Annotated in this window: 20 protein-coding genes and 1 pseudogene; 19 read left to right on the plus strand and 2 right to left on the minus strand. The window is 72.2% G+C overall.

Annotated features, from left to right (window positions below; genetic code table 11):
• Positions 1-68 precede the first annotated feature (68 nt).
• The 3 genes from BLW82_RS26310 to BLW82_RS26320 all read left to right on the plus strand — a co-directional run bounded on the left by BLW82_RS26310 (position 69) and on the right by BLW82_RS26320 (position 2,476).
• Positions 69-1,232 (plus strand): uroporphyrinogen-III synthase, encoded by a 1,164-nt coding sequence (locus BLW82_RS26310; RefSeq protein ID WP_093502349.1) that lies wholly within the window; start codon positions 69-71, stop codon positions 1,230-1,232.
• Between the two features lie 171 nt (positions 1,233-1,403).
• The gene (locus BLW82_RS26315) at positions 1,404-1,721 is read left to right on the plus strand and encodes a hypothetical protein (RefSeq protein WP_093502351.1); all 318 of its coding nucleotides are present in this window, start codon (positions 1,404-1,406) and stop codon (positions 1,719-1,721) included.
• A gap of 239 nt (positions 1,722-1,960) precedes the next feature.
• Positions 1,961-2,476: a helix-turn-helix domain-containing protein gene (locus BLW82_RS26320; protein WP_093502352.1), complete on the plus strand. Its 516-nt coding sequence runs from the start codon at positions 1,961-1,963 to the stop codon at positions 2,474-2,476.
• On the opposite strand, the gene BLW82_RS26325 is transcribed toward BLW82_RS26320, so the two are convergent.
• Positions 2,427-2,963: a peptidoglycan-binding domain-containing protein gene (locus tag BLW82_RS26325; protein ID WP_093502354.1), complete on the minus strand. Its 537-nt coding sequence runs from the start codon at positions 2,961-2,963 to the stop codon at positions 2,427-2,429. The genes BLW82_RS26320 and BLW82_RS26325 overlap by 50 nt on opposite strands.
• Positions 2,964-3,266: 303 nt before the next feature.
• Between BLW82_RS26325 and BLW82_RS26330 the strand changes: the two genes are divergently transcribed.
• The 6 genes from BLW82_RS26330 (at position 3,267) to BLW82_RS26355 (ending at position 10,300) form a co-directional block, all read left to right on the plus strand.
• Positions 3,267-3,869: a CGNR zinc finger domain-containing protein gene (locus BLW82_RS26330; protein WP_093502356.1), complete on the plus strand. Its 603-nt coding sequence runs from the start codon at positions 3,267-3,269 to the stop codon at positions 3,867-3,869.
• Positions 3,870-4,223: 354 nt separating this feature from the next.
• Positions 4,224-4,745, plus strand: a complete 522-nt coding sequence (locus tag BLW82_RS26335; protein ID WP_010039908.1) for a sigma-70 family RNA polymerase sigma factor — start codon at positions 4,224-4,226, stop codon at positions 4,743-4,745.
• A complete protein-coding gene (locus tag BLW82_RS26340; protein ID WP_305729054.1) occupies positions 4,745-5,566 on the plus strand; it encodes an anti-sigma factor family protein in 822 nt (273 codons plus the stop codon). The genes BLW82_RS26335 and BLW82_RS26340 overlap by 1 nt, the downstream gene beginning before the upstream one ends.
• Before the next feature lie 60 nt (positions 5,567-5,626).
• Positions 5,627-7,978 carry a HelD family protein gene (locus tag BLW82_RS26345; protein ID WP_177233071.1) on the plus strand — a complete coding sequence of 784 codons (2,352 nt, stop codon included), beginning with the start codon at positions 5,627-5,629 and terminating at the stop codon, positions 7,976-7,978.
• Between the two features lie 361 nt (positions 7,979-8,339).
• On the plus strand, positions 8,340-9,743 hold the full coding sequence (locus tag BLW82_RS26350) for an NAD-dependent malic enzyme (protein ID WP_093502362.1): 1,404 nt from the start codon (positions 8,340-8,342) through the stop codon (positions 9,741-9,743).
• A gap of 275 nt (positions 9,744-10,018) precedes the next feature.
• Entirely contained in the window at positions 10,019-10,300 is a 282-nt protein-coding gene (locus BLW82_RS26355; protein ID WP_046733427.1) for an HU family DNA-binding protein, read from the plus strand.
• A 182-nt stretch (positions 10,301-10,482) separates the two neighbouring features.
• Here BLW82_RS26355 and murA read toward each other — a convergent pair whose 3' ends face one another.
• Complete coding sequence (gene murA, locus BLW82_RS26360) at positions 10,483-11,823, minus strand: UDP-N-acetylglucosamine 1-carboxyvinyltransferase (RefSeq protein WP_093502364.1); 1,341 nt, start codon at positions 11,821-11,823, stop codon at positions 10,483-10,485.
• Between the two features lie 251 nt (positions 11,824-12,074).
• On the opposite strand from murA, the gene BLW82_RS26365 reads away from it, so the two are divergent.
• The 10 genes and pseudogenes from BLW82_RS26365 to BLW82_RS26410 all read left to right on the plus strand — a co-directional run bounded on the left by BLW82_RS26365 (position 12,075) and on the right by BLW82_RS26410 (position 23,178).
• Complete coding sequence (locus tag BLW82_RS26365) at positions 12,075-12,647, plus strand: YqgE/AlgH family protein (RefSeq protein ID WP_177233072.1); 573 nt, start codon at positions 12,075-12,077, stop codon at positions 12,645-12,647.
• A gap of 52 nt (positions 12,648-12,699) precedes the next feature.
• Entirely contained in the window at positions 12,700-12,978 is a 279-nt protein-coding gene (locus BLW82_RS26370; RefSeq protein WP_093502368.1) for a DUF3039 domain-containing protein, read from the plus strand.
• Between the two features lie 351 nt (positions 12,979-13,329).
• Positions 13,330-13,470: pseudogene (locus tag BLW82_RS26375) on the plus strand (sugar ABC transporter permease); the annotation flags it as partial.
• 5 nt (positions 13,471-13,475) lie between these two features.
• Positions 13,476-14,321 carry a carbohydrate ABC transporter permease gene (locus tag BLW82_RS26380; RefSeq protein WP_093508274.1) on the plus strand — a complete coding sequence of 282 codons (846 nt, stop codon included), beginning with the start codon at positions 13,476-13,478 and terminating at the stop codon, positions 14,319-14,321.
• Position 14,322: 1 nt separating this feature from the next.
• Complete coding sequence (locus BLW82_RS26385; RefSeq protein WP_093502375.1) at positions 14,323-15,954, plus strand: beta-N-acetylhexosaminidase; 1,632 nt, start codon at positions 14,323-14,325, stop codon at positions 15,952-15,954.
• A 369-nt stretch (positions 15,955-16,323) separates the two neighbouring features.
• Positions 16,324-17,217 carry an FAD binding domain-containing protein gene (locus tag BLW82_RS26390; RefSeq protein ID WP_093502377.1) on the plus strand — a complete coding sequence of 298 codons (894 nt, stop codon included), beginning with the start codon at positions 16,324-16,326 and terminating at the stop codon, positions 17,215-17,217.
• Positions 17,214-18,992, plus strand: coding sequence for a 2Fe-2S iron-sulfur cluster-binding protein (locus BLW82_RS26395; protein ID WP_093502379.1), 1,779 nt, complete (start codon positions 17,214-17,216; stop codon positions 18,990-18,992). The genes BLW82_RS26390 and BLW82_RS26395 overlap by 4 nt, the downstream gene beginning before the upstream one ends.
• Complete coding sequence (locus BLW82_RS26400) at positions 18,989-21,301, plus strand: xanthine dehydrogenase family protein molybdopterin-binding subunit (RefSeq protein ID WP_093502381.1); 2,313 nt, start codon at positions 18,989-18,991, stop codon at positions 21,299-21,301. Before BLW82_RS26395 ends, BLW82_RS26400 begins: the two co-directional genes overlap by 4 nt.
• A 118-nt stretch (positions 21,302-21,419) precedes the next feature.
• Entirely contained in the window at positions 21,420-21,758 is a 339-nt protein-coding gene (locus tag BLW82_RS46345; protein WP_371131409.1) for a hypothetical protein, read from the plus strand.
• Between the two features lie 250 nt (positions 21,759-22,008).
• On the plus strand, positions 22,009-23,178 hold the full coding sequence (locus tag BLW82_RS26410) for an SUKH-4 family immunity protein (protein WP_177233073.1): 1,170 nt from the start codon (positions 22,009-22,011) through the stop codon (positions 23,176-23,178).
• Positions 23,179-23,185: the final 7 nt, after the last annotated feature.

A 23,185-nucleotide genomic window follows, 5' to 3' on the forward strand; every position in this document is an offset into this window, starting at 1 on the left:
CCCGAACCGAGCCTGTCATGCGCCGTTGACAGGCTCGTTCGGCATGCGGGTCAGCTAGGAGTGCAGCCATGGACGAGGAACAGCAGCAGCGGCCGGACCCCGGTCGGCCCGGCCCCCTCGCGGGGTTCACCGTGGGGGTCACGGCCGCGCGCCGCGCCGACGAGCTCGGAGCGCTGCTGCAGCGGCGCGGTGCCGTCGTGCTGCACGCCCCCGCCCTGCGCATCGTGCCGCTGGCCGACGACGGCGAGCTGCTCGCCGCCACGAAGGAGATCATCGACCAGGCACCGGACATCGTCGTGGCGACCACCGCGATCGGGTTCCGGGGGTGGGTCGAGGCCGCCGACGGGTGGGGTTTCGGAGAGGAACTGCTGCAAAGGCTGCGGAACGTGGAACTCCTCGCCCGCGGGCCCAAGGTCAAGGGGGCGATCCGGGCCGCCGGGCTGACCGAGGAGTGGTCGCCGTCCTCCGAGTCCATGGCCGAGGTGCTCGACCGGCTCCTGGAGGAGGGCGTGGACGGCCGGCGGATCGCCGTACAGCTGCACGGGGAGCCGCTGCCGGGGTTCGTGGAGTCGCTGCGGGCGGCCGGCGCGGAGGTGGTGCCGGTGCCGGTGTACCGGTGGATGCCGCCGGAGGACCTGGGCCCGGTGGACCGGCTCCTGGACGCCGTCGTCTCCCGCTCGCTCGACGCGATCACCTTCACCAGCGCGCCCGCCGCGGCCTCCCTCGTCTCCCGCGCCGAGCACCGCGGACTCCTCGGCGACCTGCTCGCCGCCCTCGGCCACGACGTCGTCCCCGCCTGCGTCGGACCCGTGACGGCCCTGCCGCTCCAGGCCCTCGGCGTCGACACCGTCCAGCCGGAGCGCTTCCGGCTCGGCCCCCTCGTGCAGCTCCTCTGCCAGGAACTGCCTTCGCGGGCACGGGCGTTGCCCATCGCCGGTCACCGCGTCGAGATCCGGGGGCACGCGGTCCTCGTCGACGGCGCGCTGAAGCCGGTGCCGCCGGCCGGGATGTCCCTGCTGCGGGTGCTGTCGCGGCGGCCGGGCTGGGTGGTGGCCCGCGCCGAACTGCTCCGGGCCCTGCCGGGTGCCGGCCGCGACGAACACGCGGTGGAGACGGCGATGGCCCGCCTGCGTACGGCCCTCGGCGCGCCGAAGCTGATCCAGACCGTCGTCAAGCGCGGGTACCGGCTGGCGCTGGACCCGGCGGCGGACGCGAAGTACGCGGACGCCTGAGCCGACGGCCCCTGGCCGCCGGCCCCGGTCATGGGGGGACGGGGGAAATGGGGGACGACGTCGTGGCTGCCGGGGCCGTCGGCGCTCGAACCGGGGCGCTGTCGTGACCGGATACCCGGACTGGTATCACCGTGACCTGCGCAGTCGTTGCCGACAGAGGGGGGGACGGCGATGTCCGGAGAAGCGGACTCGGCCTGGTACGGAGTGCGGTGCGTGTTCCGGCACCGCGTCCTCGGCGTGTACGAGGAGCGGGTCACGTTGTGGACCGCCGGTTCGCCGGACGAGGCGATCGGCCGTGCGGAGAGCGAGGCGATCGAGTACTGCGAGGCGCTCGACGACGTCGAGTACGTGCGCTTCGTCGAGTCGTTCCGCATCGACGGGTCGCCGGGCGAGGGGGCCGAGGTCTTCTCCCTCATGCGGGAGAGCGGGCTGCCGCCGGGGGAGTACGTGCGGCGGTTCCTCGCCACGGGCGACGAGCGGACGGGCTGACCGGCGTACGACGTTCTGGGGACCGCCCGGCGGCGGCGGGCCGTAGCGGGCGGCCGGTGACCCGTCACTCCGGCCCGTCCCTTCCCGGGCGCGCCGGGCCGTCCCGTGCGACCGCGCGCGTGCGGCGAGCCGTGCCCCGCTCCGCGGGTGTGCGCTCTGCCGGATTCCGGCCGGTGCGCGGCACGCTGGCGCCGGACCACGGCACACGGGGGACGGCACACGGGGGACGGGGACGGAACATGACACGCTGGCAGCCCTTGCCGACCACGCTGCCGCGAGAGGCTCGGCATCTGGTCGAGCAGTTGCGGGTCCTGAAGGGCCGTACCGGGCTCAGCCTCGCCGGACTGGCCCGGCGCACCGCGTACAGCAAGTCGTCCTGGCAGCGCTATCTGAGCGGGGACCGACTGCCGCCGAGGAGCGCGGCGCAGGTGCTGTGCGGGCTGGCGGGCGGGGACCAGGCGCGGCTGCTGGCGCTGTGGGAGCTGGCCGAGCAGGCGTGGCCGCAGGGCGCGTCGGAGCCGGCGGCGGACGCGGTGGCCCGGCCGCCGGACTCCGCCGGGCCACCCGAGGCCCCCACAGGGCAGCGGCGGTGGCGGATCGCCGCCGTCGTCGCGTCCGCCCTCGCCGCGGTGCTGGCCGCCGGGCTGCTGTGGGCGCTGCCCCGCAGGGCGGGCGACACCGTGGCCGCCCGCCCCGGCGGCCGGCTCAGCCGCGCTGGTCGTAGTACGCGATCTTCCAGGAACCGGTGCCCTTGATGCGCACCCGGTACTTGTTGCTGATCCGCTTGAGGGTGGCGTTGTGCGCGGTGCCGTGGAACGTGACGGCGCTGCCCGCGGCCGGGCCGGTGAGCCGCTGCTGGGCGAAGGTCCAGCTCTGCTCGGTGACCACGCCGTCGTTGTCCGACAGGCCGAAGTGCTCCTGCCACCACTGGGTGGCCGACTCGGTCTCGGGGCCGAACGAGCCGTCGATCTTGCTCTTCTCGAACGGGTGCGAGTCGCCGTCGTCGTCCTGGTACTGGGCGCCGTCCGCCCACAGCACGGTCTCCCACAGGGCCGTGGCGTTGCTCTCGGCGTAGTCGTCGACGCCGAGGTTCTCCTCGTCCTGCCAGTCGTCGGTGACGGCGCCGCCCCCGTCGATGCCGTGGTAGGGCGCGGCGGCGGTCGCGGCCGGCGCCAGGGCCAGACCGCCGGCGCCCAGCAGTACGGCCGTCGCCATCGCGACGACCCGGGTGCGCATGCTCATGAACTGTCCTTTCTGAACCGCCGTCCCTCACGGGTCCCCCCTGGGGCGGCTCGCTGTGCGTTCGCAGGACACAGGGTCACGGCCCGCGGCGGGGGGCGGCGAGGCCTGCCGGGGTATCCGGACCGAACGGGGACGGCCCGCGTCCCGGGCTCCGGCGACCCCGCTGCGGGCGGGGTCGCACGGGAACGCCGCGGAAAGGCGGACCAGCGGAAAGGCGGAACACCGGTACGAGGACTTCCGGCTGCCCGCCGCACCGGGCACTGTGAACGGAACGGTTCCCCTGTCCTAGGCGGTGACAGGCACATGGCACTGGGTACGGCCGCGACCGCGTCCGCGTCCGAGCTGCGCTTCGACGCCGGGCGGATCTGTCTCGATCTGCTCGCGACCACGCATCCCGGCGAACGGCTCGACGGGCTCGAACCGCTGCGGGCCTGGATCACCGGATCCGGACTCGTCCCGCCGGGCACCCCGCTGGCCCACGCCGACGCCGGCTGGCTGGTCGGTTTCCGGGAACTGCGGGGCTCCGTGGGGCAGTTGGTGCGGGGCACGAACACCCCGGGCGTCCGGTCGTACGGCCTCGCGCTCGCCCGGGTCAACGACGTCGCCCGCGCCGCGGCGCCCCCGGCCCCGCGCGCCGTGCCCGGCGAGGACGGCTACCTGGTCCGGGAGTTGGCCGGGCCGCCGGGCTGTGCGGCGCTGCTGGCCGCCGTCGCCCGGGACACGGTCGAGCTGCTCACCGATCCCGTCGCGCGGGCGGCGGTCAGGGAGTGCGAGGGCGACAACTGCCCTCTGGTGTATCTGGACACCTCACGGGGGCGCAGGCGCCGCTGGTGCTCCAGCGAGGTCTGCGGGAACCGCGAGCGGGTGGCCCGGCACCGGCGCCGCGCCGCCCTCGCCCGCGCGTGACCGCCGTCACCCCGCACGCCAACTCCCGCCCCATTCGCGGCTTCTGCCGGATCTTCATCGAAGCTCCGCGAAAGTGATTTCGACAACACTCCGTTTGGTGACGGGTGAGTACGGGCAGCCCGGCCGCCTTCGACGTTGTGTCGGAAATGTAAAGATCACGCGGTGGGAATGTGGGGTCATGTCCCGCTCGTCATGTCACCTCGCGGAAAAATGTGGGGTCTTGTTGAACACACCGCGAGTCACTTCCGTACCGGTGGGGGAGCGACCGACTGGGGGAACCCCCGGACACCGGAGGTGGGCGTGCGCAAGGATGCGGCCGTGGCCAATGAACGTGGATCGAGGGCCCGACATCGCATGTCCCAGCCCTCGGAGCCTGATGAGGAGCTGATGCGTGCTCTCTACCGGGAGCACGCCGGACCTCTCCTTGCGTATGTCCTTCGGCTGGTCGCCGGTGATCGGCAACGCGCCGAGGACGTCGTGCAAGAGACACTCATCCGTGCCTGGAAGAACGCCGGCCAGCTCAATCGGGCGACCGGATCTGTACGCCCCTGGCTGGTGACGGTCGCTCGCCGCATCGTCATCGACGGTCACCGCAGCCGGCAGGCCCGGCCGCAGGAGGTCGATCCGTCGCCGCTGGAGGTCATCCCCGCGGAGGACGAGATCGACAAGGCGCTGTGGCTGATGACGCTGTCGGACGCGCTCGACGACCTGACCCCGGCCCACCGGGAGGTGCTCGTCGAGACGTACTTCAAGGGGCGTACCGTCAACGAGGCGGCCGAAACGCTGGGTATACCCAGCGGCACCGTCCGTTCGCGGGTGTTCTATGCCCTCAGGTCGATGAAGCTGGCACTGGAGGAGCGGGGGGTGACGGCGTGATGAGTGTGTACGGGGGGCACGGCGGGTTCGGCACAGGTGGTTCGGGTATGTCTGGTGCTATGCAGGAATCTCCGGTGCCCAATGAGCACGAGACTGTCGGCGCGTACGCGCTCGGGATTCTCGATGACGCCGAGGCAACCGCTTTCGAGGCCCATCTGGCCGGGTGCGAATGGTGTGCCCAGCAGCTCGACGAGCTGGCCGGAATGGAGCCCATGCTCGCGGCCCTGGCGGATCTGCCGGGCTCCGGAAGCAATCCGTCCATCGGTGAGTCGCTGTCCGCGAGGCCCAGCCCGCGGATGGTCGAGAAACTCGTCGTGGAGGTCTCCGAGAAGCGCAAGGTCCGCAGCAGGCGGAACATCTTCGCACTGGCCGCCTCGGTCGTGCTGATCGCCGGCGGCACGGCGGCCGGCGTGGCGCTGAGCGGTTCCTCGGACAGCGGCACCGCGGACATGGCCACGGGACCCGCGCAGGCGGCCTTCCAGACCATGACCGACAAGAAGACGGCCACGGACCCGACGACCCACGTCACCGCGACCGTCGCCCTGGAGAAGAAGGACTGGGGCACCCACGCGGTCCTCCAGCTCAAGAACGTCACCGGCCCGAAGAAGTGCTCGCTGATCGCCGTGGGCAAGAACGGCGAGCGCGAGACGGTGACGTCCTGGTCCGTCCCGACCTGGGGATACGGCATCACCGACGCCGCGTCGGCGAAGGCCAAGGAGCCCCTCTACGTGCACGGCGGGGCCGCCTTCACCCCCAACCAGATCGACCACTTCGAGGTCATGACCTTCGACGGGAAGAAGCTCGTCTCGGTCAGCGCGTAGCTTCGGCGGGCCCCCTTCGCGTACGGTTGACGGCTGCCCAGCACGTCAGAAGGGGGCCCGGTGGCCGCTCAGGCTCAGCAATCCGCGGTCGGCTCTCACGGCTCGGATCGGGATTCCGCACAGGACTCCGTCCAGGACTCGCTCCAGGACGCGGCCCAGGATTCCGTCCGAGACCGTGAGATCAGCGTCGAACAGGTACACCTCGACCGGGTGTACCGCCGTCTCGAGGAGAAGATCCACGAGGCGGAGTTCCTGGTGGAGGACGCGGCCAAACGCGGTCAGGTAGGAACCCCCGGCGCGCTCGCCGAACGCGACGCGCAGGTCTTCCGGGCGGGTATCCACCTGAACCGGCTCAACAACGAGTTCGAGGACTTCCTCTTCGGCCGCATCGACCTGCTCCTCGGCAAGGACGGCAAGAAGGGTCCCGACGGCGCCTACACCGCCGTGGAACCCGCCGAGGGCGCGGTCCGCGACGACAACACCGCCGACATCGCCGAGACCCTGCACATCGGCCGCATCGGCGTCCTCGACGAGGACTACGCCCCGCTGGTCATCGACTGGCGGGCCCCGGCCGCGGCGCCCTTCTACCGGTCCACCCCGGTCGATCCCGGGCGTGTCGTACGACGCCGGGTGATCCGCTCCAAGGGCCGCCGGGTGCTCGGGGTCGAGGACGACCTGATGCGCCCCGAGCTGACCGCCTTCCTCGACGGCGACACACTGCCCGTCATCGGCGACGGCGCGCTGATGGCCGCCCTCGGCCAGGCCCGCAGCCACACCATGCGGGACATCGTCGCCTCCATCCAGGCCGAGCAGGACCTGGTCATCCGCGCCCCCGCCGCCTCCGTCACCTACGTCGAGGGCGGCCCCGGGACCGGCAAGACCGCCGTCGCCCTGCACCGCGCCGCCTACCTGCTCTACCAGGACCGGCGCCGGTACGCGGGCGGCATCCTGATCGTCTCCCCGACCCCGCTCCTCGTCGCCTACACCGAGGGCGTCCTCCCGTCCCTCGGCGAGGAGGGCCAGGTCGCCATCCGCGCCATCGGCTCCCTGGTCGACGGCGCCGAGGCCACCCTGTACGACACGCCGGCCACCGCCCGCGCCAAGGGCTCCTCCCGGATGCTCCGGGTGCTGCGCAGGGCCGCCCGCGGCGCCCTGGAGCCGAACGATTCACCGACCCGGCTCAGGGTCGTCGCCTTCAACCGCCGCCTGGAGCTGGAGGCCGAGGAACTCGACCGCATCCGGCACAACGCGCTGGGCGGCACGGCCCCGGTCAACCTGCTCCGCCCCCGCGCCCGCAAGCTCCTCCTGGACGCCCTGTGGGCCCGCTCCGGCGCGGCCGGCCGGCACACCGACCCGGAGCTCGCCGCCGAACTGCGCTCCTCCTTCGACGAGGACATCCTCGCCGAGGACCCCTTCATCGAGTTCCTCGACGCCTGGTGGCCCGAGCTCACCCCGCAGGCCGTCCTAGCCGCCATGGCCGACGAGAGACGCCTCGGCCGCTGGGCCCGCCGCATCCTCAACCCCGGCGAGGTCCGCCGGGTGGCCCGCTCCCTGAAGCGGGACGGCCTCACCGTCCACGACATCGCCATGCTGGACGAGCTCCAGGCCATCCTCGGCACCCCGGCCCGCCCCCGGAAGAGGCGCGACCTCGACCCGCTGGACCAGCTCACCGGCCTGGAGGAGCTGATGCCGGTGCGCGAGGAGTCGCAGCGCGAGCGCGCCGAGCGGCTCGCCCAGGAACGGGTCGAGTACGCCCACGTCATCGTCGACGAGGCGCAGGACCTCACCCCGATGCAGTGGCGGATGGTCGGCCGCCGCGGCCGGCACGCGACCTGGACGGTCGTCGGCGACCCGGCCCAGTCCTCCTGGTCCGACCCCGACGAGGCGGCCGAGGCCCGCGACGAGGCCCTGGGCAGCCGCCCGCGCCGCCGCTTCGAGCTCACGGTGAACTACCGCAACCCGTCCGAGATCGCCGACCTCGCGGCCCGGGTCCTGGCCCTCGCCATGCCCGGCTCCAAGGCCCCCTCGGCGGTCCGTTCCACCGGCGTCGAGCCCCGCTTCAGCGTCGCTCGCGACTCGCTCGAGAAGACCGTGCGGGCCGAGGCCGAGCGACTGCTCGACCTGGTCGACGGCACGGTCGGCGTGGTCGTCGCCATGGACCGGCGCGCCGAGGCCGCCCGCTGGCTGGCCGGGCTCGGCGACCGGGTGGTGGCCCTCGGCAGCCTGGAGGCCAAGGGCCTGGAGTACGACGCCACGGTCGTCGTCTCGCCCGCGGAGATCGCCGACGAGTCGCCGGCCGGGCTGCGCGTGCTGTACGTGGCCCTCACCCGGGCGACGCAGCAGCTGACGGTGGTCTCCGGGGAGCGGGACGTGCCGGACGCGGCGGGGGTGCCGGACCTGCTCAGGGACTGACGGCGGGGCCGCTTCCCGCGGTCCGTGGCAGGCCCGTTCGGCTGGTTCCGCCAGGGTTTTCCTGTGAAGTCCCCGGACGGGAATGGCCGCGCGGGATCTGTTTGTTAGCCTTGTCGTGACACCGGCCCGATCCAAGCCCCCGGGCCCAACCTTCGTCGCTACGAGCGACCACTTGCCGCGAGGCGAGCATGGCGGGTCGGTGTCATGAACGCAGGAAGAGGCCCACGTCACCCAGTGACGTGGGCCTCTTTTTGCGCGAACAATACGTACGTAATCAGGCCCGGCTAACGCCTACCCGACGGTAGGTGCGACGATCGGACGGCAAAACCAGCGACACGGTGAACAACGAAGGAAGTCGGCCATGGCAACGGCGCCCAGCGTCTCCTACTCGATGACCATCCGGCTGGAGGTGCCCGCGAGCGGAACCGCCGTCTCGCAGCTCACCACCGCCGTGGAGTCCTCCGGAGGCTCGGTGACCGGCCTCGACGTCACCGCGTCCGGCCACGAGAAGCTCCGTATCGACGTCACCATCGCCGCCAGCTCGACCGCGCACGCCGACCAGATCGTGCAGCAGCTGCGCGGCATCGAGGGCGTCACCCTCGGCAAGGTCTCGGACCGTACGTTCCTCATGCACCTCGGCGGCAAGATCGAGATGCAGTCCAAGCACCCCATCCGCAACCGTGACGACCTCTCCATGATCTACACCCCGGGCGTGGCCCGCGTGTGCATGGCGATCGCGGAGAACCCCGAGGACGCGCGCCGCCTCACCATCAAGCGCAACTCCGTTGCGGTTGTGACGGACGGTTCCGCGGTCCTGGGCCTCGGCAACATCGGCCCGAAGGCCGCTCTGCCGGTCATGGAGGGCAAGGCGGCCCTCTTCAAGCGGTTCGCCGGCATCGACGCCTGGCCGCTGTGCCTCGACACCCAGGACACCGACGCGATCGTCGAGATCGTCAAGGCGATCGCCCCCGGGTTCGCCGGCATCAACCTGGAGGACATCTCCGCGCCCCGCTGCTTCGAGATCGAGGCCCGCCTCCGCGAGGCCCTCGACATCCCCGTCTTCCACGACGACCAGCACGGCACCGCGATCGTCGTCCTCGCCGCCCTGACGAACGCACTTCGCTGCACCGGCAAGGCGATGGAGAACATCCAGGTGGTCATGTCCGGCGCCGGCGCGGCCGGTACGGCCATCCTCAAGCTGCTGCTCGCGGCCGGCGTGAAGAACGCCGTCGTCGCCGACATCCGCGGGGTCGTGCACTCCGCCCGCGAGGACCTGGTGGGCGCCCCCGCCGACTCGCCGCTGCGCTGGATCGCCGACAACACCAACCCCGAGAACCTCACCGGCACCCTCAAGGAGGCCGTGCGCGGCGCCGACGTCTTCATCGGCGTCTCCGCCCCGAACGTCCTCGACGGCGACGACGTGGCCGCCATGGCCGACGGCGCGATCGTGTTCGCACTCGCGAACCCGGACCCCGAGGTCGACCCGGCGATCGCCCGCCAGACGGCCGCCGTGGTGGCCACCGGCCGCTCCGACTTCCCGAACCAGATCAACAACGTGCTGGTCTTCCCGGGTGTTTTCCGCGGCCTCCTGGACGCCCAGTCCCGTACGGTGAACACGGACATGATGCTCGCGGCCGCGAAGGCCCTCGCCGACGTGGTCACGGAGGACGAGCTGAACCCGAACTACATCGTCCCGAGCGTCTTCAACGAGAAGGTGGCGGGAGCGGTGGCGGGCGCGGTCAGGGAAGCGGCGAAGGGCGCGTAAGCACCCTTCGGGGGCGCCCCGCAAGGGGCGCGGGCAACTGCGCGAGCAGCCCCCACCGGGCCGCACCCGAAACAGAACCCAGGCAAACGTTTGTGAAACTTGCCACGCCATAGATCCGGCGCGTCGTGAAACCCCCCCTTCGGCCCAGCCGTAGGGTATTGGCGGCACCCGGATTGGCGTTCCCGCCGCAGGTGGGGGCAGGATGCGTCCCGGCCCAACATGCGGCATCGCCGCGTGGCACGCCTCAATGGCAAGAAGAACACGGGAGTAACAACATGAACCGCAGTGAGCTGGTGGCCGCGCTGGCCGACCGTGCCGAGGTGACTCGCAAGGACGCCGACGCCGTGCTGGCCGCGTTCGCCGATGTCGTCGGCGACATCGTCTCCAAGGGCGACGAGAAGGTCACCATCCCCGGCTTCCTGACCTTCGAGCGCACCCACCGTGCCGCTCGTACCGCGCGCAACCCGCAGACCGGCGAGCCGATCAACATCCCCGCCGGCTACAGCGTGAAGGTCTCCGCGGGCTCGAAGCTCAAGGAAGCCGCCAAGGGCAAGTGAGCCGCGGCGCTCCGCTTGAGTGCCGTGGGTGACTACGGGCCCGTCGTGGCTGGCCGCGCAGTTGCCCTCGCCCCTACGGGGCGCTCAGGACAATGACGATGGGGCGGCCCCTCCACCAGGGGCCGCCCCATCGTCGTACCGCGCTTGCCGCCGTCAGCCGAGCGCCTTGGCCGGCGGTTCCGTCAGCCGAGCGCCTTGCCCGGCAGTTCCACCTTCGCGCCGAGCTCCACGAGCTTCTCCATGAAGTTCTCGTAGCCGCGGTTGATGAGGTCGATGCCGTGGACCCGGGAGGTGCCCTGGGCCGCGAGGGCGGCGATCAGGTAGGAGAAGCCGCCGCGGAGGTCGGGGATGACCAGGTCGGCGCCCTGGAGCTTGGTCGGCCCTGAGACGACCGCGGAGTGCAGGAAGTTGCGCTGGCCGAAGCGGCACGCCGAGCCGCCCAGGCACTCGCGGTACAGCTGGATGTGAGCGCCCATCTGGTTCAGCGCGGAGGTGAAGCCGAGGCGGGACTCGTAGACCGTCTCGTGGACGATGGAGAGGCCGGTGGCCTGGGTCAGGGCCACGACGAGCGGCTGCTGCCAGTCGGTCTGGAAGCCCGGGTGCACGTCCGTCTCCAGCGCGATGGACTTCAGCTGGCCGCCGGGATGCCAGAAGCGGATGCCCTCGTCGTCGATCTCGAAGGCGCCGCCCACCTTCCGGTAGGTGTTCAGGAACGTCATCATCGAGCGCTGCTGGGCGCCCCGGACGTAGATGTTGCCCTCGGTCGCCAGCGCCGCCGACGCCCAGGACGCGGCCTCCAGCCGGTCCGACAGGGCCCGGTGGGTGTAGCCGCCGAGTTCGTCCACACCGGTGATGCGGATGGTCCGGTCGGTGTCCATCGCGATGATCGCGCCCATCTTCTGCAGCACGCAGATGAGGTCCTCGATCTCCGGTTCGACCGCGGCGTTGGACAACTCCGTGACGCCCTCGGCGAGTACGGCCGTCAGCAGCACCTGCTCGGTCGCGCCGACCGACGGGTACGGCAGCCGGATCTTCGTGCCGCGCAGCCCCTTCGGCGCCTCCAGGTACTGGCCGTCCGCGCGCTTCTCGATGGTCGCGCCGAACTGCCGCAGCACGTCGAAGTGGAAGTCGATCGGCCGGCCGCCGATGTCGCAGCCGCCGAGGCCCGGGATGAAGGCGTGGCCGAGGCGGTGCAGCAGCGGGCCGCAGAAGAGGATGGGGATCCGGCTGGAACCCGCGTGGGCATCGATGTCAGCGACGTTCGCGCTTTCCACGTACGTCGGATCGAGCACCAGCTCACCGGGCTCCTCGCCCGGACGTACCGTCACCCCGTGCAGCTGCAGCAGGCCGCGTACGACCCGCACGTCACGGATGTCCGGAACGTTGCGCAGCCGACTGGGTGCACTGCCCAGCAGGGCGGCGACCATGGCCTTCGGCACGAGGTTCTTCGCACCGCGGACACGGATCTCGCCCTCCAGCGGGGTGCCGCCGTGGACAAGCAGGACATCGTCGTTGACGGTCATGAATCTCGCGTTCCATGGAGTTGGGCAGGGCTGGAAAGACAGAGTAATCGCCCATCGGCCCCCTCCCGTAAGCCCACGGACCACCCAGCTGCGTCATAGCTGTGTCACAACACGAACGGTGCCTAATCGGACACATGGGGTCACCGCAGGTGGCCGTGCGCCGGGGACGCTCCCTTCCGCCCTGAGCTGCATTCACCCGTGGGCCCGGATTGGCTCCCCACGCGGCGGGAAGATGCGGGATCATGTCAGGCATGACCGAGGTGTCCTCGCTCACAGGGCGGCTGCTCGTGGCCACGCCCGCCCTGGCGGACCCGAACTTCGACCGTGCGGTGGTGCTCCTTCTCGACCACGACGAGGAGGGCTCGCTCGGTGTCGTCCTCAACCGGCCCACCCCGGTGGACGTCGGCGACATCCTGGAGGGCTGGGCCTCGCTCGCGGGCGATCCGGGGGTCGTGTTCCAGGGCGGCCCGGTCTCCCTGGACTCCGCGCTCGGCGTCGCGGTCATCCCCGGCGGGGCCAACGGCGACCGGGCCCCGCTCGGCTGGCGCCGGGTGCACGGCGCGATCGGCCTGGTCGACCTGGAGGCCCCGCCGGAGCTGCTCGCCTCGGCCCTCGGCTCGCTGCGGATCTTCGCCGGTTACGCCGGCTGGGGCCCCGGCCAGCTGGAGGACGAACTGGTCGAGGGTGCCTGGTACGTCGTCGAGTCCGAACCCGGCGACGTCTCCTCCCCGTCCCCGGAAAGACTCTGGCGCGAGGTCCTGCGCCGCCAGCGCAACGAGCTCGCGATGGTGGCCACCTACCCGGACGACCCCTCGCTCAACTGACGGCGAGCCTTCTCGCAACCGTTGTCCGGGCGCTTCAGTACCCTTGGCACTTATGAGCACTCTTGAGCCCGAGCGCGGGACTGGTACGGGGACCCTCGTAGAGCCGACGCCGCAGGTGTCCCACGGCGACGGCGACCACGAGCGCTTCGCCCACTACGTCCAGAAGGACAAGATCATGGCGAGCGCGCTCGACGGCACCCCCGTCGTGGCGCTGTGCGGCAAGGTGTGGGTGCCCGGCCGCGACCCGAAGAAGTACCCCGTGTGCCCCATGTGCAAGGAGATCTACGAATCCATGGGCAGCGGCGGCGACGGCGAGGGCAAGGACAAGTAGTGACCGGCTGACCCGCTGGTCCGACAGCTCGGCTCTTGGAGGCCCCGGGCACGCTTTGGCGTGCTCCGGGGCCTTTGTCGTCCCCGTACGTTGCACGGAGTGCGTCGCGCGGTCACAGAGTGGTTGAGACCTCTTGTCGGCATGTTCGTGTTGTCCCTAGCCTCCGTGGTGTTGTGCAGAGCGAAATAGGCGTTGCGCATTCTGCAACGCTCCCGTGCTTGAGCGCGCTCCGGAGGGTCACTCGATGAAGCTCCCCGCCCCCGCACTCCTCGTCGGCGCCCTGTTCCTCGCCGCCGCGTGCGCCCCGCAGACCTCCGCCAACTCCGCCTCCGACAAGGACGACACGAGCGGCACGTGTACGCCTACCAACAGGCCTTCGCCTCCTCGCGGTACGGGCTGGGCGCGGCCATCGGTGTCGTCACGCTGCTGGTGCTGCTCGCCGTGACCCTGGTCTACCTGCGGCTGCTGCGCCGGCAGGGGGAGGAGCTGTGACCGTCGTGAATCTTGTGCGCGGGTTCGCCCGGCGGCCGGGGCGGCTGGCCGCCGAGGGGGCGGCGCCGGCGATCGCCGTACTCGTCGCCCTCCCGCTGTACTGGATGGTGCTGGGCGCCTTCGAACCGGCCGGGGAGGTCCGGTCGGACCGGCCCAGGCCGTGGACCCTCTCGCCCTCGCTGGACTCCTTCCGGCGGGTCTTCGGGCAGCAGGAATTCGGCCGCTACTTCGCCAACAGTCTGGTCGTGGCGGGCAGTGTGGTCATCGTCTCGGCGCTGATCGCCTTTCTCGCGGCGACCGCCGTGACCCGATTCCGGTTCCGCTTCCGGACCACCTTGTTGATCATGTTTCTGGTGGCCCAGATGGTGCCTGTGGAGGCCCTCGCCATCCCCCTCTTCTTCCAGTTGCGGGACTTCGGTCTGCTGAACACGCTGGGCTCGCTGATGCTGCCCCACATCGCCTTCTCGCTGCCCTTCGCGATCTGGATGCTGCGGGGGTTCGTGAAAGGGGTGCCGCAGGCGCTGGAGGAGGCCGCGTACATCGACGGGGCGAGCCGGTCGCGCTTTCTCTGGCAGATCCCTTTCCCGCTCGTCCTGCCGGGCCTGGTGGCCACGAGCGTGTTTTCCTTCATCTCGGCCTGGAACGACTTCCTGTTCGCCAAGTCCTTCATCATCAGCGACACCTCGCAGTCCACGCTGCCGATGGCGCTCCTGGTGTTCTTCAAGCCGGACGACCCCGACTGGGGCGGCGTGATGGCGGCCTCCACGGTGATGACGATTCCGGTGCTGGTGTTCTTCGTACTCGTGCAGCGTCGCCTGGTCTCCGGACTGGGCGGAGCGGTTAAGGACTGACATGACTTCAGAGACGGATCTGATTCCGGCGCCGCGCAGTGTCGAGGGGCCGATGCGATGCGGTGTCCTGATCGGCCAGGGCACCACGCTGTGGGCCGCCCCGGGCACCGAGACGACGGAGCGCTGGCTGCGCTCCACGGTCGGTGGCGCCGTCGGGGTGCCGCTGCGACCTGGCCCCGAGGACGCCCGCGACGCCGTACGGCTGCACCTGGACGACTCCCTGGAGCCCGAGGCCTACCGGCTGAGCGTGATCGCCGATGGAGGGGTCGAGATCCGCGGCGGCGGCCCGGCGGGCGTTTTCTGGGGTGCCCAGACCCTGCGTCAGCTGCTCGGCCCCGAGGCCTTCCGCCGGGCTCCCGTACGCCCCGGGATCCGGTACGGCATCCCGCACCAGGTGATCGAGGACTCCCCCCGATTCCGCTGGCGCGGCCTCATGCTCGACGTGGCCCGGCACTTCACGCCCAAGGAAGGCGTGCTGCGCTACCTCGATCTCATGGCGGCGCACAAACTCAACGTCTTCCACTTCCACCTGACGGACGACCAGGGCTGGCGCCTGCGGATCGAGCGGTACCCCCGGCTCACCGAGGTCGGCTCCTGGCGCACCCGGACGAAATTCGGTCATCGGGCGTCACCCCTGTGGGAGGAGAAGCCGCACGGCGGCCACTACACCCAGGACGACATCCGGGAGATCGTCGCCTACGCCGCCGAGCGGCATATCACCGTCGTCCCCGAAATCGACGTACCGGGACACTCGCAGGCCGCCGTCGCCGCGTATCCGGAACTCGGCAACACCGACGTCATCGACACCACCGCCCTCTCCGTCTGGGACTCCTGGGGGATCTCTCCGAACGTACTCGCCCCCACCGACAACACCCTGCGCTTCTACGAGGGGGTGTTCGAGGAAGTGTTGGAACTGTTTCCCTCGGAGTTCGTTCACGTCGGCGGCGACGAATGCCCGAAGGACCAGTGGCGGGCCTCGCCGGCCGCGCAGGCCCGCATCAAGGAACTCGGGCTCGCCGACGAGGACGGACTGCAGTCGTGGTTCATCGGGCACTTCGCGAAGTGGCTCTCCGCGCGCGGGCGTCGGCTCATCGGCTGGGACGAGATCCTGGAGGGCGGGATCGCCGAGGGCGCGGCCGTCTCGTCGTGGCGCGGCTACGGCGGCGGGATCGCGGCCGCGCGGGCCGGTCACGACGTCGTCATGTGCCCCGAGCAGTACGTGTACCTGGACCACCGGCAGGCCGGCGGCGCCGACGAACCGGTGCCGATCGGATACGTCCGCACCCTGGAGGACGTGTACCGGTTCGAACCCGTTCCGGCGGAGCTGGACGAATCCCAGGCGCGGCGGATCCTCGGCACCCAGGCCAACGTCTGGACCGAGGTGATGGAGGACCACGCGCGCGTGGACTACCAGGCCTTCCCCCGGCTCGCCGCCTTCGCCGAGGTCGCCTGGAGCGCCCTCCCGGCCTCCGGGGAACGGGACTTCGCCGGCTTCGAGCGCCGCATGGCCGCGCACTACCGGCGGCTCGACGCCCTGGGGGTCGCCTACCGCCCGCCGGCCGGCCCCCTGCCGTGGCAGCAGCGCCCCGGCGTCCCCGGCCGCCCCCTCGACGGGCCGCCCCCGGCCCGCTGAGCGCCCCGCTGGAGGGGCCGCGGAGCGCCGTCTCCCGGCCGCGGCGCCGTCGTGGCCCCTCGCGCGGTTCCTCCCCCGGCCTTCGGCCGGGGGTGCGGGTGCCCCGAGCGCCCCTCACGGGGCGCTCTCGTCCCGAACGCGTAATGGAAAAAGACCCCAAGAGTCACCGAAGAGTGTCAATCGGCATGCACCGGCGATGGTGGAAGAAAACGGACCAAGTCGCCGATGAGGTGGGCGAATGCCTCCTAGCGGACCCGTGCGTTCGAGGCTTGCGAAGATGTGCCAGAGTTGCCACGTCCGCCCTGTGAGCACGTACCGTACGGCCACACAGGTGGGACCAGGTGGGGCAGCGGGAAGGGGCAGCCGGTTTTGACCACGCACGCACCGCAGGCGGGGCAGTCCGTCACGCTGCCCACGACGCTGAACGAGGCCGTGGCGGCCCTCACCGACATGCCCGCCGCCGTCCCCGTCGCGGGTGGCACCGACCTGATGGCCGCCGTCAACTCCGGACAGCTCAGGCCCGCCGCCCTGGTCGGCCTCGGCCGGATCAGCGAGATCCGCGGCTGGCAGTACCAGGACGGCAACGCCCTGCTCGGCGCCGGGCTCACGCACGCGCGCATGGGCCGCCCCGACTTCGCGGCCCTGATCCCGGCGCTGGCCGCCGCCGCGCGGGCGGCCGGTCCGCCGCACATCCGCAACGCCGGCACCCTGGGCGGCAACATCGCCACGGCCGCGCCGACCGGCGACGCGCTGCCGGTGCTCGCCGCCCTGGAGGCGACGCTGATCATCGCGGGGCCGGGCGGATCCCGCCGGGAGATCCCGGTGTCGCACCTGCTGGCCGGCGTGGAGATGCTCCGCGCGGGAGAGCTGATCGGCTTCGTGCGGGTGCCGCTGCTGCACGCCCCGCAGGTCTTCCTGAAGGCGACCGGCCGCACCGGACCGGGCCGCTCGGTGGCCTCCGTGGCGCTCGTCCTCGACCCCGCGCGGCGCGGGGTCAGGTGCGCCGTCGGTGCCATAGCGCCGATGCCGCTCAGGCCCCTGGACGCCGAGCAGTGGGTGGCCCGGCTGATCGACTGGGACAACGACCGCGCGCTCGTCCCGGAGGCGCTGGCCGCCTTCGGCGAGTACGTCGCGGCCGCCTGCATCCCGGACCCGGCCCCCGAACCCGACGGCTCGGTGCCGGCGCTTCCGCCCGCCGTACTGCACCTGCGGCGCACCGTCGCCGCGCTGGCCCGACGAGCACTGGGGAGGGCGCTGTCATGACCGACGACCAGCACGGAGAGGGCGCGCCCTCGGGTGGCGGCCGCCGCTGGGACCCCCTGCCCCAGGGCGACTACGACGACGGCGCGACCGCCTTCGTGAAGCTTCCCGAGGGCGGCATCGAGGCCCTGCTGTCCGCCGACAGCCCGCTGGCCGCACCCGGACACGGGTACGTGCCGCCGCAGATAGCGGCCGCCCCCGGCACCGACACCTGGGGCGCGCCCGCCGACGGCGCCCGGTGGCCCGACCCGAACGCGGTCCCGCAGCAGCAGCCCGCCGACGACCGGTTCACGTACAACCCGGCCTCGACGCAGCAGTGGACGTACGAGGAGCCGCCGCCGGCGCCCGGCCACGACGTGACCGGCCAGTGGTCGATCCCGGTCGCGAGCGGCGACTCTCCGGACGAATCGGGCGAGTTCACCACATCCTCGCTCATGGAGCAGTGGGGCGGCACGCCGCCGACGACCCTGCCGGGTGGCGCCTCCGCGCCGTGGGTGACGGAGTCCCAGTCCTGGGAACACCCCGCGGAGGCCCCTGGATCGCCCGCTGAGCCCCCCGCGGGCCACGGCGACACTCCGGCCTCCCGATTCGCCTCCCAGGCCGCCGGCGCGCCGCCTGTGGCCGACATGCCGAGCGGGGACGAAGGGGGCGAACGAGGCGAAGCGGGGGAGATCGGCGAGCCGTACACGGTCGGCCGGCCGTCCGACACGGGTGAGCTACGCGGCGTCGGCGCGGCACCCGGTACCGGCGAACCGGCCGCGTTCGGGACCCCGGCCGACGCCGCCGAAGCCGACACGGCCCACGACGCGACCGGCTCCCACCCCGCCCACGACCCGCACGCCGCCGACGGCGAGTCCGCCCCGCGGGGGCCGTCCACCCCCGACGACGCGGGCGGCACGGGCGGTGCCGCCGGGAACCGGCACGCCGAAGGCGCGGCCGAGGCGGTCGACGACCACCCCCTCGCCTCCTACGTCCTGCGCGTCAACGGCGCCGACCGCCCCGTCACCGACGCCTGGATCGGCGAGTCCCTCCTGTACGTCCTGCGCGAGCGCCTCGGCCTCGCCGGCGCCAAGGACGGCTGCTCGCAGGGCGAGTGCGGCGCCTGCAACGTCCAGGTCGACGGCCGCCTGGTCGCCTCCTGCCTGGTCCCCGCGGTCACCGCCGCCGGCAGTGAGGTCCGCACGGTCGAGGGACTGGCCCAGGACGGCCGCCCCTCGGACGTGCAACGCGCCCTGGCCCGCTGCGGAGCCGTCCAGTGCGGCTTCTGCGTCCCCGGCATGGCGATGACCGTCCACGACCTGCTGGAGGGCAACCCGGCCCCCACCGAGCTGGAGACCCGCCAGGCCCTGTGCGGCAACCTCTGCCGCTGCTCCGGCTACCGGGGCGTTCTGGACGCCGTCGACGAGGTCGTCGCCGAACGCGAGGCACACGCCGCCGCCGACGCTGAGACGGACGGCGACGAGGCCCGTATTCCGCATCAGGCGGGACCGGGCGCCGGCGGCGTCAACGCCTCGGCGTTCGAGTCCCCGCGCACCTTCGGGGCCGGAATCCAGATCCCGCACGAGCAGGCGTACGACCAGTCGTACGGTGGCAACCAGTCGTTCGGCGGCGACCGGACCTTCGGTGGCAACCAGACCTTCGGCGGCGACCAGTCGTTCGGTGGCAACCAGACCTTCGGCGGCGACCAGTCGTTCGGCGGCAACCAGTCGTTCGACGAGCAGAGCCAGAACCAGAGCTACGACGACCAGCCCTACGGCCCGGACGGAGGCCAGGCGTGACCAACGAGACCGTCGCCACGTCCACCGCCGCGGAGACCCCCGTCCCCGCCGCCGAACCGCTGCCGCACGGCCTCGGCGTGTCGCTGCCGGCCGCCGACGCGGGCGCGAAGACCGAGGGCACCTTCCCGTACGCGGCCGACCTGTGGGCCGAGGGCCTGCTCTGGGCGGCAGTGCTGCGCTCCCCGCACCCGCACGCGCGCATCCTGTCGATCGACACCAGCCACGCGCGCGAGATGCCCGGCGTACGGGCCGTCGTCACCCACGAGGACGTGCCCGGCACCCCGCGCCACGGCCGGGGCACGCCGGACCGCCCGGTCTTCGCCTCCGAGGTCGTACGGCACCACGGCGAGCCCATCGCGGCCGTCGCCGCCGACCACCCGGACACCGCCCGCATGGCCGCCGCCGCGGTCATCGTCGAGTACGAGGTGCTCGACCCGGTCATCGACCCCGAGCAGGCGTTCGAGGCCGAGCCGCTGCACCCCGACGGCAACCTGATCCGGCACATCCCGCTCCAGCACGGCGACCCGGACGCGACCGGCGAGATCGTGGTCGAGGGCCAGTACCGCATCGGCCGCGCCGACCCCGCCCCCATCGGCGCCGAGGCCGGACTCGCCGTGCCCCGCCCCGACGGCGGCGTCGAGCTGTACCTGGCCTCGACCGACCCGCACACCGACCGCAACACGGCCGCCGCCTGCTACGGCCTGTCGCTCGAACAGGTGAAGATCGTCGTCACCGGCGTGCCGGGCGCGACGGCCGACCGCGAGGACCAGGGCTTCCAGCTGCCGCTCGGCCTGCTCGCCCTGAAGACCGGCTGCCCGGTCAAGCTCACGGCGACCCGCGAGGAGTCGTTCCTCGGCCACGCGCACCGCCACCCCACCCTGCTCCGCTACCGGCACCACGCCGACGCCGAGGGCAAGCTGGTCAAGGTCGAGGCGCAGATCCTGCTCGACGCCGGCGCCTACGCCGACACCTCCGCGGAGTCCCTGGCCGCCGCCGTCTCCTTCGCCTGCGGCCCGTACGTCGTCCCGAACGCCTTCATCGAGGGCTGGGCCGTCCGCACCAACAACCCCCCCTCCGGCCATGTCCGCGGCGAGGGCGCCATGCAGGTCTGCGCCGCCTACGAGGCGCAGATGGACAAGCTGGCGAAGAAGCTCGGCCTCGACCCGGCCGAGATCCGGCTGCGCAACGCGCTCGCCACCGGCGACCTGCTGCCCATCGGCCAGACTGTGACCTGCCCGGCCCCGGTGGCCGAACTCCTCCAGGCGGTACGGGACTTCCCGCTCCCGCAGCTCCCCAAGGACACCCCCGAGGACGAGTGGCTGCTGCCCGGCGGCCCCGAGGGCGCGGGCGAACCGGGCGCGGTGCGCCGGGGCGTCGGCTACGGCCTCGGCATGGTGCACATGCTCGGCGCGGAGGGCGCCGACGAGGTCTCGACGGCCACGGTCAAGGTCCACGACGGCGTCGCGACCGTGCTCTGCGCGGCCGTGGAGACCGGCCAGGGCTTCACCACGCTGGCCCGCCAGATCGTCCAGGAGACCCTCGGTGTCGACGAGGTCCACGTGGCCCCCGTCGACACCGACCAGCCCCCCGCCGGCCCCGGCTGCCGCGGCCGCCACACCTGGGTCTCCGGCGGCGCCGTGGAACGCGCGGCCAAGATGGTCCGCACCCAGCTCCTCCAGCCCCTCGCCCACAAGTTCGGCATGTCCACCGAGCTGCTCCAGATCACCGACGGCAAGATCACGTCGTACGACGGCGTCCTGTCGACCACCGTCACCGAGGCGCTGGACGGCAAGGAGCTGTGGGCCACCGCGCAGTGCCGCCCGCACCCCACCGAGCCGCTGGACGGCGACGGCCAGGGCGACGCCTTCGTCGGCCTCGCCTTCTGCGCGATCCGCGCCGTCGTCGACGTCGACATCGAACTCGGCTCGGTACGGGTCGTGGAGCTGGCCGTCGCCCAGGACGTCGGCCGGATCCTCAACCCGGCCCAGCTCAACGCCCGGATCGAGGCCGGCGTCACGCAGGGCGTCGGCATCGCCCTCACGGAGAACCTGCGCACCCCGCGCGGCCTGATCCGCCACCCCGACCTCACCGGCTACGCCCTGCCGACCGCCCTCGACGCCCCCGACATCCGGATCGTCAAACTCGTCGAGGAACGCGACGTGGTCGCCCCCTTCGGCGCCAAGTCGGTCAGCGCGGTGCCGGTGGTGACCTCCCCGGCGGCCATCGCCTCCGCCGTCCGCGCCGCAACCGGCCGCCCCGTCAACCGCCTCCCGATCCGCCCCCAGGCCGCGGTGGTCACGGGGCAGTGAGCCTGCCCGGCGTCGTGGTCGTCGCGGGGGCGACGGCCTCGGGCAAGCCGGCCCTCGCCTAGGCGCCGGCCGAGCAACCGCCCGGGCCGCGCACGTACGCGGCGACCTCTTCCGCCGCATGATCGTGCCGGGACGGGAGGAGTACCCGCCCGGGGCCTCCGCGGAGGCGACCGCCCAACTCCACCTCCGCCACCGCCTGTCCGCGGCCACGGCGGACACCTGCGCCGAGGCCGGGTTCACGGCGATCGTGCAGGACGTGCAGCTGGGCCCGGAGGTGACGTCGTACGTCGAGCGGATCCGCCCCCGCCCCCTGCACGCCGTCGTCCTCGCCCCCAGCCCCGAAGCCGTGGCGGAGCGGGCGGCCGGGCGGTCGAAGGGCGGGTACAGGCCCGCGTGGACGATCGCCGATCTGGACCGGAACTCCGCCTGTGCACCCGGTCGTTGGGACTGTGGCTGAACACGTCGGCGCGCACCGTGGAGCAGAGGGTGCAGGCGATTCTCACCGGGGCGGAACGGTCGAGGGTCGCCTGACGTCTCATCTGCGGGGCGTTGTCAGTGCCGCGGCGTAGTGTTCTGGCAGTGGGGACGGCCGTTCCGGAGGGGAAGCCCGGACGGCCCGCCATGCCCTGCTGACTTCCGGCTTCTACGCACGGCGCACCACTCGGACCGACTTGCACGTCTTGAACTCTTTGATCGCGGGGGCAGCGATGAGCACGATCAGCACGACCGGCAGCGGTGCCACGGCGATCACGCTGACCGAGGCCGAACTGGACCGGTACATCACGCACGAACCCACCCGCAGCTGGCTCACCGGCCCCGGACTGCCCGAGAACGGCGGCCTGCTGACGTTCGAGCCGCTGCGCACGGTCGGCCTGCGCACCCTGGCGGACGTCACGGACGGCCCGGCCCGGCTCGCGGAGGAGCTCCGGGACCGCCTGGTGATCGGGGAGCTGCTGGCCCCGGCCGGCCTGGACACCGAGTCGATCCTCCTCGACGGCGGCACCGGCGAGATCAGCACGGCCTACCTCGTCGACCCCACCGACCCCCGCCCGCTGGCCCCTTCGCTGGAGACCCTGCTGCGCTTCGCCGCGGTCACCGAGGAACTGACCGGCCTGCGCGGCCGCTTCGCCTCCCTCGCCGGTACGCACGGCACGAAGGCGGCGACCGAGGCCTCCCGCAGGCTCCTGGAGCTCTTCGAGGAGGGCACGGCCGGCCGCGTCCCGCCGTACTGGAAGGCGACGGCCCTGATCCGCCCCCTCAGCCTGATCGCCGGCCCCGGCACGGACTCCGGGCTCGCCGTCGACCTGCCGGCCCGGCTCCTGGACCAGGAGTTCGGACAGGGCCGGGTGGCGCGCTTCGAGGAGGTCGACTTCCCGCCCACGCTCACCCACGAGCCGACCCGCCGCTTCCTGCGCGAGACCGGCCTCCCGGAGGACGCGGTCGTCTTCCACCTCGACCCGGACGCCCCGCTCCCCACCCTCTGGGAGTACTTCACCGACATCCACACCGGCGGTTTCCCCCCGGACGACCTCCCGGCCCACGCCGACCGGCTCATACGCCTCGGCTACCTGATCGAGGACAACAGCCTCGTCGTGGACGGCTCCACCGGCGCGATCCTCAACTTCTCCGAGCCCGAAGCGACCCTCTACCCCCTCAACACCGACATCTCCACGCTCGCCTACACCCTGTGGCTCCTGCACCACGAGCGCACCATCGACGAGCACCTGAACCACGAACTCACCACCGAGGCCTACGACCAGCTCGCCGCGGCCATGCTCCACACCCTCGCGACCATCGACCCCACCCCGGTCACGACCGACGCCGACTGGCACTACTGGACCGAGCTGTTCCAGGACGAGGCCGGCGGGGTGCTGTAGCGGGACG

The sequence above is a fragment of the Streptomyces sp. Ag109_O5-10 genome, from assembly GCF_900105755.1.
GTDB lineage: Bacteria > Actinomycetota > Actinomycetes > Streptomycetales > Streptomycetaceae > Streptomyces.